Origin of the sequence: Streptomyces sp. SN-593 (assembly GCF_016756395.1) — a bacterium.
Classification (GTDB): Bacteria; Actinomycetota; Actinomycetes; order Streptomycetales; family Streptomycetaceae; genus Actinacidiphila; species Actinacidiphila reveromycinica.
The window spans coordinates 3936734-3952686 of sequence record NZ_AP018365.1; the positions used below are offsets into that span (position 1 = coordinate 3936734).

8 protein-coding genes are annotated in these 15953 nt (G+C 74.8%); 1 reads left to right on the top strand and 7 read right to left on the bottom strand.

Annotated features, from left to right (window positions below; translation table 11 throughout):
• Positions 1-83: 83 nt before the first annotated feature.
• Positions 84-3032 (bottom strand): DEAD/DEAH box helicase, encoded by a 2949-nt coding sequence (locus RVR_RS16500; RefSeq protein ID WP_202238705.1) that lies wholly within the window; start codon positions 3030-3032, stop codon positions 84-86.
• Between the two features lie 260 nt (positions 3033-3292).
• Here RVR_RS16500 and RVR_RS16505 point away from each other — a divergent pair, with 260 nt between their 5' ends.
• On the top strand, positions 3293-4300 hold the full coding sequence (locus RVR_RS16505) for an ADP-ribosylglycohydrolase family protein (protein ID WP_202234587.1): 1008 nt from the start codon (positions 3293-3295) through the stop codon (positions 4298-4300).
• Positions 4301-4330: 30 nt separating this feature from the next.
• Here RVR_RS16505 and htpG read toward each other — a convergent pair whose 3' ends face one another.
• The 6 genes from htpG to RVR_RS16535 form a co-directional block, all read right to left on the bottom strand.
• Positions 4331-6286: a molecular chaperone HtpG gene (gene htpG / locus RVR_RS16510; protein ID WP_202234588.1), complete on the bottom strand. Its 1956-nt coding sequence runs from the start codon at positions 6284-6286 to the stop codon at positions 4331-4333.
• A 139-nt stretch (positions 6287-6425) separates the two neighbouring features.
• Complete coding sequence (locus RVR_RS16515; RefSeq protein ID WP_202234589.1) at positions 6426-8183, bottom strand: discoidin domain-containing protein; 1758 nt, start codon at positions 8181-8183, stop codon at positions 6426-6428.
• 304 nt (positions 8184-8487) lie between these two features.
• The gene (locus RVR_RS16520; protein ID WP_237404788.1) at positions 8488-9591 is read right to left on the bottom strand and encodes a DUF1996 domain-containing protein; all 1104 of its coding nucleotides are present in this window, start codon (positions 9589-9591) and stop codon (positions 8488-8490) included.
• Positions 9592-10270: 679 nt separating this feature from the next.
• Positions 10271-13783 carry a hypothetical protein gene (locus RVR_RS16525; RefSeq protein WP_202234590.1) on the bottom strand — a complete coding sequence of 1171 codons (3513 nt, stop codon included), beginning with the start codon at positions 13781-13783 and terminating at the stop codon, positions 10271-10273.
• A gap of 175 nt (positions 13784-13958) precedes the next feature.
• On the bottom strand, positions 13959-14729 hold the full coding sequence (locus RVR_RS16530; protein ID WP_202234591.1) for an SAM-dependent methyltransferase: 771 nt from the start codon (positions 14727-14729) through the stop codon (positions 13959-13961).
• Positions 14730-14947: 218 nt separating this feature from the next.
• Complete coding sequence (locus RVR_RS16535; protein WP_237405324.1) at positions 14948-15901, bottom strand: NAD(P)-dependent oxidoreductase; 954 nt, start codon at positions 15899-15901, stop codon at positions 14948-14950.
• Positions 15902-15953: the final 52 nt, after the last annotated feature.

The following is a 15953-nucleotide window of genomic DNA, read 5'->3' on the forward strand; positions in this document are numbered from 1 at the left end:
GTGCATACCCGGGAATAATCACACTCGATCGAGTGAATCGGATTTTCGCCACACCTTGTTGACGATTAATAATCTCTTCCTATTTACATCCGGGAGAATTCGACGGGCGCCCGACCGCGCAGCGCCACCAGTGCGGCCAGTTCGCCGTCGCCGAGTTCGCTGAACGCCGCCTCGCCCGATCCCAGGACGGCGTCGGCGAGTTCGCGCTTCCGCCGGAGCAGGGCGGCGACCCGCTCCTCCACGGTGCCCTCGGTGATCAGCTTGTGCACCTGTACCGGCCGGGTCTGCCCGATCCGGTAGGCGCGGTCGGTGGCCTGGTCCTCGACGGCCGGGTTCCACCAGCGGTCGTAGTGCACGACATGGCTCGCGCGGGTGAGGTTCAGCCCGGTCCCCGCGGCCTTGAGGGACAGCAGGAAGACCTTCTCGCGGCCGGACTGGAAGGCGTCCACCATCTGCTCGCGCCGGGCGACCGGGGTGCCGCCGTGCAGGAGCAGGCTGGGGACGCCGCGCCGCGCGAGGTGCCGTTCGATCAGCCGCGCCATGGCCACGTACTGCGTGAACACCAGCACCGAGTCGTCCTCCGCGAGCACCACGTCGAGGAGGTCGTCCAGCAGCGCCAACTTCCCCGACCGGCCGCCGAGTCGCCCGCCGTCCGGCTCCTTCAGGTACTGCGCGGGGTGGTTGCACACCTGCTTGAGCCCGGTGAGCAGCCTCATCACCAGCCCGCGCCGCGCCATGCCGTCGGCGGACCCGATCTCGGCCATCAACTCCCGTACCAGCACGTCGTAGAGCGCCGCCTGCTCCTTCGTGAGGGGCGCCGGCCGGTCGGTCTCCGTCTTCGGCGGCAGCTCGGGGGCGACCCCGGGGTCGGACTTGCGGCGTCGCAGCAGGAACGGCCGGACGAGCGCGGCCAGTTGCCGGGCCGCCTCGGCGTCGCGGTCGCCCTCGACGGCCCTGGCGTAGCGGTCCCGGAACACGCCCAGGGGGCCGAGCAGTCCGGGCGTGGTCCAGTCGAGCAGCGCCCACAGCTCGGACAGGTTGTTCTCGACCGGGGTACCGGTCAGCGCGACCCGGCCGCGCGAGGGGATACGGCGCAGGGCGCGGGCGGTCTGCGCGTGCGGGTTCTTGACGTGCTGGGCCTCGTCGGCGACGACCAGCGACCAGTCGCGTGCGGCGAGGAGCTCGGCGTCGCGGCGCATCGTCCCGTACGTCGTCAGCACGAAGCCGCCCGTTTCGAGCCCGGCGAGGTCGCGGCCGGGACCGTGGTGGCGGCGCACGGGCGCGGTCGGCGCGAACCGGCCGATCTCCCGCGCCCAGTTGCCGAGCAGCGAGGCCGGGCAGACCACCAGGGTCGGGCCCGCGGTGGCCCGCCGCTCCTGGCGGCGCAGGTGGAGCGCGATGAGCGTGACGGTCTTGCCGAGGCCCATGTCGTCCGCCAGGCAGGCGCCGAGGCCGAGCGAGGTCATCCGGTGCAGCCAGTTCAGGCCGCGGAACTGGTAGTCGCGCAGCGTCGCCGCGAGGGCCTTCGGCTGCCGGCGCGGCTCGCGGGCGGCGCGCGCCTCGGGGTCGGCGATCCGCGCGCGCAGTTCCTCCAGTTCGGCGCCGGCGGTGACCGCGACCTGCTCCCCGTCCACCTCCAGGCTGCCGGTCAGCGCGGCGCGCAGTGCCTCGACCGGCGCCGGCGACGGCGTGCCGCGGTGCGCCGCCGTCCTCAGCCGCCGCACCAGGTCCGGGTCGAGCAGCACCCACCGGCCGCGCAGCCGTACGACCGGCCGGTGGGCGCGGACCAGCCGCTCGATCTCCGCGCCGGTCAACTCCTCACCGCCGAGGGCGATCCTCCAGCGGAAGTCCACCAAGGCGCCGGAGGACAGGAAGGACCCGGCCGCGGACGTCGTGATCCGGCGGCGGTCGGGGGCCGGCTCCAGGACGCCCGTCGCGGTCAGCGCGCGGACCAGGTCTCCGGGCCAGTGCACCGCGACGCCGGCCGCCGCGAGCCGTTCGGCGGCCCCGCCGAGCAGGTCCCGCGCCTCCCCGTCGGACAGGTCGAGCCCGGTCGGGGCGGCGGCCGCCGACAGCCGTGCGAGCGGCGGCCACGTACGCGCGGCGCCGCGCAGCAGCCTGCGTGCGTCCGACCGCGCGCGCGGACCGAGGAGTTCGGGCGCCGCGGCCGTCCCCGCCCACACGTCGGCGGCGTCGGCGAGCACCGACGGGTCGGCGAGGCCGTGCAGTTGGACCACGGCGCGGAAGGAGGCGTCGTCGTCCCCGCCGGCGACCTCGACGCGCAGCGACACCCGCAGCCCGGGGGCGAGGCGTTCGGGTACCGCCTCCCGAGGTGCCTCCTCCCGAGGTGTCTCCCGAGACGCCCCCTCCCGAGGCGCCAGCACCGTCCGGGGCGGTCGCCCGTCCCGGTCCCGCACGGTTCGCGGGCCGCCGGCGACGTACGGCGAAGCTCCGGCCCCGTGCCGCGCGGGAGGCGTGCGCGTCAACGCGTCGGCCATGGCGTCGAGGAACGCCCGCAGCGTCGCTTCGGCGGCCGGGAGGACCGAGGGCGGACGGCCCGCGACCGGTACGGCCCTGGCGCCCGGCGGCATCGCGGCGGCCAGGGACACCACCCGCTTCTCGTCCGCGCCCTCCAGCCGGCCGATCCGCCACGCACCGTGTCCGGCCGGCGTCACCCAGGACTCCGCCCGCCCCTTGGCCAGCAGGCCCAGACCCAGCGTGGCCGCGGCGCCCCAGAACGCCATGCCCGACGACGCCCGCCCGCTCGCGCCGAGGCCGCGGCAGCGGGTCAGCACCGGCACGGCCCACTCCACCGGCACGCTCACCGCCGGCACCGTCTCCTCCCGCAGTCCGTCCCCGTCCGGCAGCACCACGGTCACCCACTCCGGCGCCACCCCCAGGTCCGGAACCGCGCCGCCTGCCGCCCAGAACGCGACCCGCCCCCGCCGCGCCGGGTCGCCGGCCACGAACAGGGCCTCCCCGCCCGCGAGTTCCGTCACTCCGGCCACCAGCCGCCCGCGATCCACCTCCACCTCCACCGACGCGAGCACCCCGTCCGGGCCGACCGGTACCGCACCCGCGCCACCGTCGCCGCCCGCACGAACCCCTGCCACCACCTACCACCCACCGCCTCGAAAGCCCGACCGTCCCGCCGCCCGGCCGCCGCACCACGCCGCCGCCCGGCCCGTCCAGGCTATCCACGGCCACCGACACGTCCCGCCCGGCCCCGCCGCCCCACGGGACCGGCACGTGCGGTAGACCTGGGAGCCGGCGACGACGAGGGGGACGTACGGTGCGGGCGGCGACGGGGGCGTTGGTGGGGCTGGCGATCGGGGACGCGATGGGGTTCCCGACCGAGTTCAACACCATGGAGCAGATCGGGGCGAAGTGCGGCCCGTGGCGGGAGATGCCGCTGCCGGTCGCCTCAGGACGGGCGTACGTCACGGACGACACGCAGATGACGCTCGCGCTGGGTGAGGGGCTGGTGGAGGCGCTGGCCGAAGGGCCGTTGACGGCCACGCGGTTGGAGGGCCCGGTCCGCGCGCGCTTCGTCGAGTGGTGCCACTCGCCCGAGAACGACCGCGCACCGGGCAGGACGTGCCTGAGCGCGTGCGAGGCACTGGGCCGGGGCGGCAGGTGGCAGGAGGCGAGCGAGGTCGGCTCGAAGGGGTGCGGGGCGAACATGAGGGTCGCCCCGCTCGGCCTGGTACCGGGGCTCGATCCCGCACAGCGCGCCGGTGCGGCCCAGTTGCAGGCGGCCCTCACGCACGGCCATCCGACCGCGCTGGCCGCGAGCGACCTGACCGCGCACGCCGTGTGGCTGCTCGCCGCCGGCCTGCGGCCGGACGCGCTGCCGGCGGAGTTGCGCGCGTACGCCCGGGCGGCGCGGGGCCGGTACCCGGCCGACTGGCTGGGCGACCTGGCCGACCACGCGCAGGACCCGGACCGCGCGTCGTTCGCCACCCGGGGCTGGGACGAGTGCCTGGCCGCGCTGGACCGGCTGGAGGCGGCGCTCCGCCGCCCCGACCCGGAGGCCGATCCCTGCGCGGCCACCGGGGCCGGATGGGTGGCGGAGGAGACGCTGGCCACCGCGCTGCACTGCTTCCTCCTGCTGCCCGACGACCCCGTGGCGGTGGTGCGCCGGGCGGCGTTCTCCTCGGGGGACTCCGACTCGGTCGCCGCCGTCGCCGGGGCGTTGGCCGGCGCGCGCCACGGCATCGCGGCGTGGCCGGACCGGTGGGTCGAGGTCATCGAGTACCGGGAGCGCCTGCTCGCGCTGGGCGCCGCCTGGGACGCGTGATCCCGGGAAGGCGGCGCCGCGCGCGGCAGGTCAGAGGGTGCGCTCCAGGCGGTCGGCCATCAGCTTGACGAAGCGGGCCGGGTCGGCCAGTTCGCCGCCCTCGGCCAGCAGCGCCATGGAGTGCACGAGTTCGGCCGTCTCCTTGAGCGCCGGGTCGTCCTCGCGCTCGCCGTGCGCCCGGTTGAGGCCGGTCACCAGGGCGTGCTTGGGGTTGAGTTCGAGGATCCGCTTCACCGGGGGCAGTTCCTGCCCCATGGCGCGGTAGATGTTCTCCAGCGCCGGCGTCATGTCGTTGGTGTCGGAGACGATGCAGGCCGGCGAGACGGTGAGGCGGGAGGACAGCCGCACCTCCTTGACGCTGTCGCCCAGCTCGGCCGTCATCCAGGTGAGCAGGCCGGCGAACTCCTCCTGCTGCTTCTCGCGTTCGGAGCCGGCCTCCGCCTTCTCCTCCTCGGTGCCGAGGTCCACCTCGCCCTTGGCGACCGAGCGGAACTTCCGCCCGTCGAACTCGGGCACCGCGTCCACCCACACCTCGTCGACCGGGTCGGTGAGCAGCAGCACCTCGATGCCCTTGGCCTGGAACGCCTCCATGTGGGGCGAGTTCTCGATGGACTGCCGGGACTCGCCGGTGAGGTAGAAGATGTGCTCCTGGCCGTCCTTCATGCGCTCCACGTACTGCGCCAGGGTGGTCGGGGCGTCCTTGTCGTGGGTCGTGGCGAAGGAGGACACGCCGAGGATCGCCTCGCGGTTGTCGGCGTCGTCGAGCAGCCCCTCCTTCAGCACGCGGCCGAACTCCCGCCACAAGGTGGCGTACCGGTCGGGCGCGGAGGACATCAGGTCCTTCACCGTCGACAGCACCTTCTTGGCCAGGCGGCGGTGCATCAACTGGATCTGGCGGTCCTGCTGGAGGATCTCGCGCGAGACGTTGAGCGACAGGTCCTGCGCGTCCACGACGCCCTTGACGAACCGCAGGTAGGACGGCATCAGCGCTTCGCAGTCGTCCATGATGAACACGCGCTTGACGTAGAGCTGCACGCCGCGCTGGTAGCCCTGCATGAAGAGGTCCTGCGGCGCGTGCGACGGGATGAACAGCAGCGCCTGGTACTCGAAGGTGCCCTCCGCCTGGAGGCGGATGACCTCCAGCGGGTCGACCCAGTCGTGGCTGATGTGCTTGTACAGCTCGTGGTACTCGTCGTCGCTCACCTCGTCGCGCGAGCGGGCCCACAGCGCCTTCATCGAGTTGAGCACCTCGGGCTCGGCCCCGGACTTCCCGTCCTCGGGAGCCTCGGCGTCGGCGTCGGTGTCGCCCCCGTCCGCCGCCGCGCCCGGCGCGGGCTGCGCGGCCATCCTGATCGGCCACGTGATGAAGTCCGAGTACCGCTTGACGATGTCGCGGATCTTCCACGAGGACGTGTAGTCGTGGAGCTGGTCCTCGGAGTCCTCCGGCTTGAGCCGCAGCAGGATCGACGTGCCCTGCGGCGCGTCCTCGACGGTCTCGACGGTGTACGTGCCCTCGCCGTCGGAGGTCCAGCGGGTGCCCTCGCTCTCACCCGCCCGCCGGGTCAGCAGCGTCACCTCGTCGGCCACCATGAAGCTGGAGTAGAAGCCGACACCGAACTGGCCGATCAGGCCCTCCGCCGCCGCGGAGCCCTCGGCCTCCTTCAGCTCCCGCAGGAACTTCGCGGTGCCCGAGTTGGCGATGGTGCCGATGAGCTGCACCACCTCCTCCCGCGACATGCCGATGCCGTTGTCGCGCACGGTCAGCGTGCGCGCCTGCGGGTCCGTCTCCAACTCGATGTGGAGGTCGGAGACGTCCGCGCCGAGGGAGTCGTCGCGGAGTGCTTCGAGCCGCAGCTTGTCGAGTGCGTCGGAGGCGTTGGAGACGAGTTCCCGCAGGAACACGTCCTTGTTGGAGTAGATCGAGTGGATCATCAACTGGAGGAGCTGGCGCGCTTCCACCTGGAACTCGAACGTCTCGGTCGGCATTGTCCGTTGGTCCTTCGCAGATCACCGGGTGACAGGTACTGACCGAAGCACTGTAGATCAGCCGGGCCGCCGGTGGCCGGCCCACCGCGCAACGGCCCCGCGGGCGGGCGCCCGCGGAGCCGCTCGTCGCCCGGTCGGCTCAGGTGTAGATCCCGAACTCGTAGAGCGAGTAGCCGTACCCGGTGCCGCGCTGGGTGCCCAGGACCCGGACGTAGCGGCCGGTGCCGTTCACGTCGAGGTCGTCGATGTTGCCGTCCCCGTCCGTGACCGACCTCACCGTCGTCCAGTTGGTGCCGTCCTGCGAGGTCTGGACGGAGTACGCCTTCGCGTACGCGGCCTCCCAGTAGAGCTGCACGTGGCTGAACGTGGTGCTCCGGCCCAGGTCGACCTGGAGCCACTGCGGGTCGCTCCAGTCGCTGGACCAGCGGGTGCCGGTGTTGCCGTCGACCGCGTCGGCCGCGGTGCAGGGGCAGCCGCCGGTCGGGTCGGTCTGGTACGACGACGCCGTCGCGGGCCTGCCGAGCGCCACGTTCGTGCCGTTCTCCTTCGGAGGGACCACCTTCAGCGACCTGGAGCCGTAACTCACGTTGCCGTGGCCGTCGGTGGCCTTGACGTAGACCTTCCACACACCCGGCCGGTCGGGGGCCTTGGTGGTGAGGGTGTTGCCGCTCACGGTGGAGGCGGCCGGCACCAGCGCGCCGTTGCCGTCGATGGAGATGCTGCTGAAGAGCACCTGGTAGCCGATCGACTCGTGCTCGGGGTCCGTGGTGTCCGTGGTGATCGTCACGTCGCCGCCGGCCGGCACGCCGGAGGTGGCGTTGCCGACGGTCATGTCGGAGACCAGCGGTGCCTGGTCGTCGCCCGAGGTGTCGCCGCCGTACGCCCGCTTCACCGCGTAGTACGACGGGCGCTTGAGGCCGTCGGGCACCAGGTTGAACCAGATGCCGCCGAAGTCGTCCTCGTTGCCGTAGTGGAAGAGGGTGGCGCCGAGCGCGACACCCGGGTGGGCGGTGACGCAGTTCCAGGCGGTGGTGTAGCCGTCGGCCTTCTGCTGGTCGGTCGGCTCGTCGGGCACCCCGTTGGCGTCGTTCGGCACCTCCCAGGAGCCGGCCGGACCACCCTCGGTGACGATGTACGGCTTGTCGTAGCCCCCGGCCTGCCAGGCGGACTTGACGTTGCACACGTCCTTGTACGAGTTGACGGCGTACAGGTCGAGGTGCGGCGCGTACTTCTTGAAGTACGGCCAGGCGCCGGTCCACGCGTCGGTGGAGGTCACCGGGTGGTTCGGATCGACGGCGTGGATCTTCTGCGCGATCTGGTCGACGAAGCTGACGTACGCGTCGCGCTGCTGCTCCAACGCGTCGCCGCTGTAGCAGTTCTGGAGGCCCAGCACCGACTCGTTGCCGACGTCCCACATGAGCACGCCCGGGTTGTCCTTGTAGGTGTCCACCCACTTGGGGAACTCGGCGAGCATGTCGTTCTTGTAGGTGTCGTCGGTCAGGTAGTTGACGCAGCCGCCGGAGCCGGGGCCGCCGCCGGGCTGGAGCCAGAACCCGGCGATCACCTTGATGCCGTTGGCCGCGGCGGCGTCGAGGAGCGGCGCGCTGGTCGCGTCGGTGCCCCAGGTGCGGACCGTGTTGACACCCATCCTCTTGAGGTCGGGCAGGTCCTTCGCCGCGTCGGTCGCCGCCGGCCCCCAGGTCAGGCCCTTCACCTCGTACGGCGCTCCGTCCACGGTGAGCTGCCAGTCGCCCTGCGCGCCGGTCACCTTCACCACGCTCCCCGCCGCGTGCGCGGCCGGCGCCTGGATCGCGGCGAGCCCGGCGACGGCGAGCGCGGTCGCCGCGAGCGGGGCGAGGACGCGGCGCGCCCGCCCCTTCCGGAAGGGTCGCTGCATGTCTTCCTCCTTGGTGCGAGCGGTGCGGGCAGTGCGGGCAGTGCGAGCGGTACGGGCACCACGGGTGGGCGCGGTGCGGGTGGGCGCGGTCCCGGGGTCGCGGCCGTCGGAGGACGGCTCGTCCGGCACCCGGGGAGGTGAGGAGGACGGCGGAGCCGGGGACGTCGGGGTGCGGTGCGCGCGGCGTGGGGGGGTTCGCATGTCTCACCTGCGGTGTCGAGGGGGGAGGTGTCGGGCGGAGAACTGGGAGAGCGCTCTCCCAGCGGGGCGCGGGGCGGCCCGCCGGGAGAGGCCCGCGGACGGGTTACGGGATCAGCTCGTAGTCGTCGTCAAGCACGGCGCCCTTCCCGGGCTGGCTCTGGTCGTAGCCGTGGTCGTCGCACTGCAGGCCGCCGTTGATGCAGTGGGCCACCATCGCGGACAGCGTCGCGTCGTCCCAGTCGGCGAAGAAGTCGTAGTGGAACGAGAAGCCGGCCCCGCTGGACAGGTGGACCTGCGACATGTCCCCGTTGACCGGGAACGCCATCTTGAACTCGATCATCGGCAGCGCGACCGGGTGGTCGGCCGGGCAGACGTTCTCGTTGGCGCCCGACGCGACCGGGTACGCCATGTGGCTCTGGTGGTCCGGGGTGTCCAGGTGGACGCCGTCCCAGCAGCTCGGCGCCTGGAGGCGGATGTTGAGCTGCACGTCAGGGGTGTCGGGACAGGAGACCGGGATGTCGAAGTTGCCGTAGCTGTTCCCGCACTCCCAACCCTCCACCGTGCCCTTGAGGTTCCTGAACTGGTCCTCGGTCTGCATCGGGTTGCCGACCACGAACCGCAGCCCCTTGGGGAACGGCCGGACGCTGGTGTAGTCGTTGACGGCCGACTTGTAGTAGATCGTCTGCGGGCCGACGGGCAGGACCTTCCGGGTGCCGTCGAACAGGCTCGGCATCCAGTAGGCCGACTTGTCGCCGGGCGCGTTGCACGTCGTCCCGCTCGCCGCCTCCAGCGAGGCGGTGGTCGAGTTGCCGTCGGTGCCGACGTTGCCCATGAACGTGTGGTCGTGCGACTTGCCCGGCTGCCCGGGGAAGACGATCGGGTCGTCCGGCAGGGTGTGGGACGGCGCGCACTTCGCCTGGAACTCGTGGAAGTACGCGTGCGGCGGGTCGTACGTCGACGGTGTCACGCCGGTGACCGGCGGATCGGCCATGACGTAGCCGTCCCCGTCGGGGTCGTCGCCCGACGTCTTCGTGGACACCGGCATGTCCATCGGCATCGCCTGGCCGCCCTGGTGCGTGGAGGCGGCGGGTGCGGTGTGCGACGACGGGGCGGCGGAAGCGTTTCCGGTGAGTACCACCGCACCGCCGACCGCGGTCATCGCGAGGGCTGTGAGCAGCCCCGGAAGTGTCTTCGACCTGCGTGCCACGGAGACCTCCTCGTTCTCCTGGCTCCGGCGGATGTCAGGCGGCGGCCGTTCCGCTTCCCGGTGCGCGCGGGGGCCTGCCGCCAGGCCGCGGGAGGTTCGGAGAGCGCTCTCCCGCGTCACGGCATGTTGCGCTTCCGGTTCGGGAGTGTCAACAGTTCTTGAAGTGGGTGGAGCGCGGAGGGCAGTCGTGCAAGGGCGTCCGGAGCGGGCTGGCCTGGCGCTTCACAGGTCGTGGTGATTCCGTGGAGAATGTGGGGGAGATGTGTGCTTCCCACGCCTTGGCACGTGGCCGGGCGGGCCGGTTGCGGGTGGGGCGGAAGGGACCGCGGGGGGGCGGGAGTTGCGGCGACGCGCCGTCCCGCCGCGCGTGCCCGTGCCGGGCATTTACGGGGGCCCGGTGCAGGATGGGAGTGGACGTCCCGCCGCGCGTGCCCGTGCCGGGCGGGGTGGGGCCGGGCGCGGCTCGGCGCTCCCTGAACGTCCCCTGCGCGACGTGCCGTTGGCCGCAGGCGCCCGCAACGCGCCCGCCACCGAGCCCGCGGCGGGCCCCTGCGGGCGTCCGGGGTCCGTTCCCGGCGCCGACGGGCGCGGCGCCGGACCCGTCCTCCCGCGGTCTCCCCGGCACACCCCGCGCACCCGGGCCGTGGGGGTTGCCGACGCGGCGACGAATCCGTTCGGGTTACTCCGCCGCGGTCGCCACCGCCAGGGCCGCGTCGCGCACGTCGGGATCGGGGTGGCGGCGCAGCGCGCGCAGACGGGCCCGCCAGTCGTCGCCCCAGCCGGTACGGGCGCCCAGTGCCCTGGTGAGGGCCACCGCGAGATGACCCGCCGCGGCACCGGTGCCGGCCGCGGGGCCGGTGCCGGCCCTGGTGCCGGCCGCGCCGAGCCGGTCGACCGCGGCCAGCAGGACGAGCGGGTCCCCGGGACGGCGCGCGCTGGTGAGCCGTGCGTACAGCACCTCCGCGGTACGGACGGCGAGCGCAGGACGGTCGGTGTGCAGCGCCGCGAGGCGTTCCAGGGCGTCGGCCGGCCCGGAGCACCGTCCGGCTGCCGAATCGGCGCCCGGGTCGGCGTCCGGGTCGGCGTTCAGGTCGGCGTCCAGGTCGAGCGCGGTCGCCAGGAGCCGGGTGCCGTGCGGCACGAAGTCGCCTTCCGCCGCCAGGAGTTCGCCCGCGGCGCGGACGGCGGCCCGCCGCGCCCGGCCGCCGACAACGGCGACGGTGCCCGACAGCCGGCTGACGACGTGCCCGATCCGTTGCCGGGCGGGGCGGTCCCGCTCGCCTCCCGCGTCGAGGTCGGGCGCGGCCGCCCGCGCGTCGTCGGCCATGAGGCGGGAGAGGGCTTCGAGGAGCGGGCGGGCGCCGTCGGCGGCGGAGGCGAGCGTCACCAGCCCGTCGGCGGCCGCCCGCCAGGACGTCCGGTTGTCCGGGTCGACCGCCGCGGCGACCAGGATCTCCGCGGCCCCGGGGTACCAGGGTGCCCAGGCGCCGAGCCGCGCGGTGGCCGCGTCGGCGGTCTCCGGGTCGGCGCTGTCCCGTACCCGCGCCACCAACCGCGCGTAGCGGGCGCGTTCGGGCTCGGCGAGCTCGAAGGGCATGGTCCGCAGGACGGCGGCTGCGGTGGCCGGTGTCCCGCCCGCGGCCTGTTCGAGCAGGTCCCAGGCGGCCGGGGCGCGCAGCAGCCGCCCGGCCGCCAACGGCACGCAGGCCGCCCGCACGTCCGGATGCTGCCCGTCCAGGCGGTACGCGGCGGCGACGATCGCGGCCGCGGTCCCGACGGGCAGCCGGGTCGCGGCCAGCCGGACCATCTCCTTGCGGCTGGTGACCTTGGCCGCGGGCGGGGGCGTGCCGTCGGCCGCCGGGAGCAGCGCGGCCCGCAGCAGGGCCTCCAGCCGGGACGGCGGCACGAACCGCGCGACGCGTCCCGCGGCGTACAGCGCGCCCCGGGCACGGTCGTCGGCGGCGTGCGCGAGCAGGATCGGAAGCGCCTCGGCGGGCCGGTCGGTCCAGGCGAGGGCTCCGAGCGCGGCCTCGGCGAGAACCGTGTCGGTCGCGTCGAGGTGCCGTCGGACGAGGTCGAGACCGGCGTCCGGGAGGGCGGCCGCCGCGCGGATGTGGTGGGCCCGCCGGTGGCGGGGCAGGGACGCGTCGCCGGCCGCGCGCCGCAGCAGCCGTGCCGCGTCGGCCTGTTGTCGCGGAAGCCACCGGTCCGCGGCGTCGGTGGGCGGCAGCCAGCGGGTGCCGGAGGTCAGGAAGCGGCCGTAGGGCGGCCGGTCCGAGAGCAGCATGTCGAGCAGGTCGGTGCGCCGGCGGGTGAGGACGCGCAGCACCGGGTCGAGGACGGCGGCGGACGGTTCGACCTCCAGCACCCGGACGGCCCGCTCGTCCCGGGTCCCCGGGTCGTCCAGCCAGAGGGCCACGGCGCCGCGCACCGTCACGTCGTTCCCGAACCGCACGGCCCGCCACAGCAGTTCCTGCAGTTCCGGCAGCCCGCGCGCCCGGCGGCCCAGCGCGTGGGCCAGCACGAGGGTCAGCGAGTGGTCGGCCCGGTCGGCGCCGGACTCCAGCCAGGGCCGCAGCACCTTGAGGACCTCGGCCTCCTGTCCCCGCCGCAGCACCGTGTCCAGCCGGCCCAGGTCCGCGCCCCCGGTGCCGCCCGACAACCGTCCGAGCGTCCTCAACGCGAAGGCCACCAGCGGTTCCCCGCCGCCGACCGCGTGCTCCCGCAGCAGCGCGACGGCGAGTCGGGACAGCGCGTGGCGGGTGCCGTACGAACTGTCGCGGGCCTCCACCGCGTCGGTGGCGATCCGGTCGAGCGCGGCGGCGTCCGCCCCGGCGAACAGCCACGGCGGGACCTGCGCGAGCGCGGCGAGCGCGGGGGTGCGCACCGGCTCCTGCTCGTTGCGCAACCGCCCCAGTTCGTCGATGAGTTCCGCGACCGCCGCCGGCCGGTGCGAGCGAGCGGCATTGGCCACGAGCATCGGGTACGCCTGTGCGCGGTCCTCGGCCGCGGGCCGGCGGACGGCGGCCAGCAGCCGGGGGCGGGCCTCGGCGACCGGCAGGTGGGCCACGGCGGACAGCACCACGTTCCAGGCCGCGCCGCCGCGTTCCAACTGCTGCGCCATGCGCCGGGCCTCGGTCCGGGCCCGGGAGCGCGGCAGCACGTCGAGCAGGGCGTCGGACAGTTCGGCGCGGGACATGTCCCGGCCGGCCGTCGCGGCGTCGTAGCAGGCTTCGCGGCGCGACGGCGGCAGGGCGCGCAGCAGGTCGGCGAGGGCGCCCTGGCTGTGGCTCCATGCCCGGCCGAGGTCGGCGAGTTCGGGCGGCGCGTGGCGGGCGACGCGCGCCAGGGCCGTGCGGGAGAGCAGCCCCGGGGCGGGAGGCGCGCCGCGCCCGGACGCGGTGATCAGCCGGATCGTACGACCCGGTGCGGACCTGGCCAGCAGGCCGACGGTGTTCCGTACCGGCAGAGGCAGTTGGGGCGGGCAGTGCGCGTCCAGCAGGTCGAGGACCCGCAGCGGACGGGCCTCGGCGACCGCCGGGAAGACGTCCGCGTTGCGGGCCCACCAGGCGGCGCGGGACGGCCGCGGCAGCGCCGCGAGTTGGCGGGCGACCTCGGCCAGCACCTCGTCCGGGTGACTGCGGCCGAGCGCACGCCAGTTCGCCACCGCGCGGAACAGCTCGGGCAGCATCCGCGCCACGGTCGCGCCGCCGCAGGCGGGCAGCAACCGCGCGGCCTCCTCGTCGTCCCACTCCTCCCGCAGCACCGGCAGCAGCCGCTCGGCGAGCGCGGTCCGCCCGCTCGCCACCACCGCGTGGACGAGCTGCCGGCGTGCGTTCTCCGGGGCGTCGTGCAGCGCGCGTTCCAGCGCGTCGTCGTCCAACGGCAGCCGGGCCGCCGCCTTCAGCGCGTGGCGCCGCACCGCGGGGTCCGGGTCGAGGAGGCGTCCCTCCAGGAAGGCGAGGTCGCGCCCGACCACGGCCGCGACCCCCGCGAGCCGGCGGCCGTGGCTCCCGCGCCCGTCCAACTCGCGGAGCAGGGCGCCCAGACCGGGTGCCGTGGCCGGGTCGCCCTGCGCCCGTCCGCGCGCCCAAGCGGCCAGCGCCCGCATCCGCTCGCGGTACGGCAACGGTTCGAGGGAGGCGAGCAGTTCGTCGACGGCGGCGCGTACGTGCCGGGGTGCGGTGGGCATGTCCTCATCCTCCCGGCACGGCGCCTGGTCGTCGTACGGGTTTTCGGCGGTGGACGGGCGGGGGCCCTGAGGGGCGGGCTCCGCGGAGGGGCGGGCTCTGCGGAGGGGCGGGCTCCGGGGCGAGGCGAACTGCGGGGCGGGGCGGGGCGCTCGGGAAGGCCGCCTCGCCGCGGGCTCAGTGGGCCGGCGTGAGGGTGAGGTAGGCGATGCCGAGGTAACCGCGGTACCCGCGCAGCCAGTTGGCGCGGTGGGTGTCGAGGCGGGTCCGGGTCTCCGCGGCGAGCGGATGGCCGGGGTGCGCGGCGAGCCAGTCCTCGGCGCCGGACTGGTAGCCGGACTCGAAGTCGTGCCACTCGTCGCAGGACGCGGTCTCGATCCAGGACGGGCGGAAGCCGGCGGCCACCGCCAGGTCCACCAGTCCGGCGAGGTCCGGGAGTTCGCCGGCGAAGGCTCCGGGCCACATCGCGGCCAGGCGCTCGGGCGGCGGGGGCTGCTCCCAGAAGCCCTCGCCGAACAGCACGCGTCCGTGCGGTGTCACGAGACCGCGCAGGGCCTCGAGCGCCGCGCGGATGTGGTCGGGCGGGCTCTGGTCGGTGAGCGCGTGGCCGGCGCTCAGGCACACCACCAGGTCGGCGGGGCCGCGGGTGGTGCCGACGCCGGACTCCTCGACGAAGGCCACGCGGTCGGCCAGCCCCCGCCGTTCGGCCTCGGCACGCCCCCGGGCGGTGTCCTCCGCGTTCAGGTCGACGCCGACGCCGGTCGCGCCGGGCACGGCTTCGAGGAGGCGGAGCATGAACGCGCCCCAGCCGCAGCCGATGTCGAGCACGGTCCGCGGCGGCGCGGTGCCGGCCAACCGGTCGATCATGCGCGCCGCCCGGGCCTCGGAGAGCGGGCCGTGGAAGGTGAGCCTGTCCAGGCGCGGTGGCGTGTTCCGGTCGTCGTCCATGGGGCGGCACGTTAGGCGGTGGGCGACGGTGGCCGGAAACGGTTTTCCGGGTGGCCCCGAGCGCGACCCCGGCCGATGAGCGCGGGACGGCGGGACGGCGGGACGGCGGGACGGCGGGACGGCGGGACGGCGGCCGGGAGGATATCCGCCGCCGCGAGCCCCGGCAGCCGCGAGCCGGCGGGGCCGCGGCCGGGAACGGCCGGTGGGGCGCGCCGCGGTCAGGAGGCGACGGTCCCGGTCGCGGCCCGCGACTCCGCCGGTTCCTCGCCCCGCGCCCCGGTCGGGGCGGGGTCGCGCGGCTCGTCCCGCGGCTCGCCCCGGGCCTCTCCCTCCGCCCGCGTCCGGGCCTCGACGGCGCGCAGCACCGCCACCATGTCCTCGCCGCCGTGGCCGAGTCGGGCGGTCTGGGCGAAGAGGGCGTGGCAGACGTCGAGCAGCGGCGAGGCGACTGCGGCCCGTCTGGCGGCGGACGCGATCAGCTCGTTGTTCTTCAGCACGTCCCACACCCCCGCCTGGACGGCGAAGTCGTGGTCCTTGAGTTTCGGAGCCTTCATCCGGGACACCCCGCTCGCCATCGGTCCGGCATCGACCACGGCGAGGAAGCGATCGAGGTCGAGCCCGTGCCGCTCGGCGAAGTGGAACGCCTCCACCAGGCCGGTGACGGTGGTGATCAGGAAGATGTTGACCGCGAGCTTCGTCAGCAGCGCCTCGGGCACGGCGCCGCACACGAACACCTCGTGGCACATCGGCGCGAGCAACGGCCGTACGGCTGCCACGGCCCCCTCGTCGCCGGCCAGCATCGCCACCAACCGCCCCTGCTCCGCGGGCACCCGGGACCCGGACACCGGCGCCTCCGCGTAACCGCCGCCCGCCGCGCGGATGTCGGCCGCCAGCTCCCGCGAGTACTCCGGCGACGTCGTGCCCATGTGGACGATCACCCGACCGGCCACGCGCGCGGCGAACCCGGGGGTGCCGCGGCCGAGCACGGCGTCGATCGCGGCGCCGTCGGCGAGCATCAGCAGCACCGTTCGGCAGCGGTCGAAGACCTCGGCCGGGTCCGCGGCGACGCTCGCCCCGGCCGCGCGCAGCGGCTCGCAGCGGGCCGGGGTGCGGTTCCACACGACGAGCGGGACGCCGGCCCGGGCGAGGTTGAGAGCCATCGGCCGACCCATGACACCGAGGCCGACGAACCCCGTGGGGCCGCCACCGCCCCCGCCCCGGTCG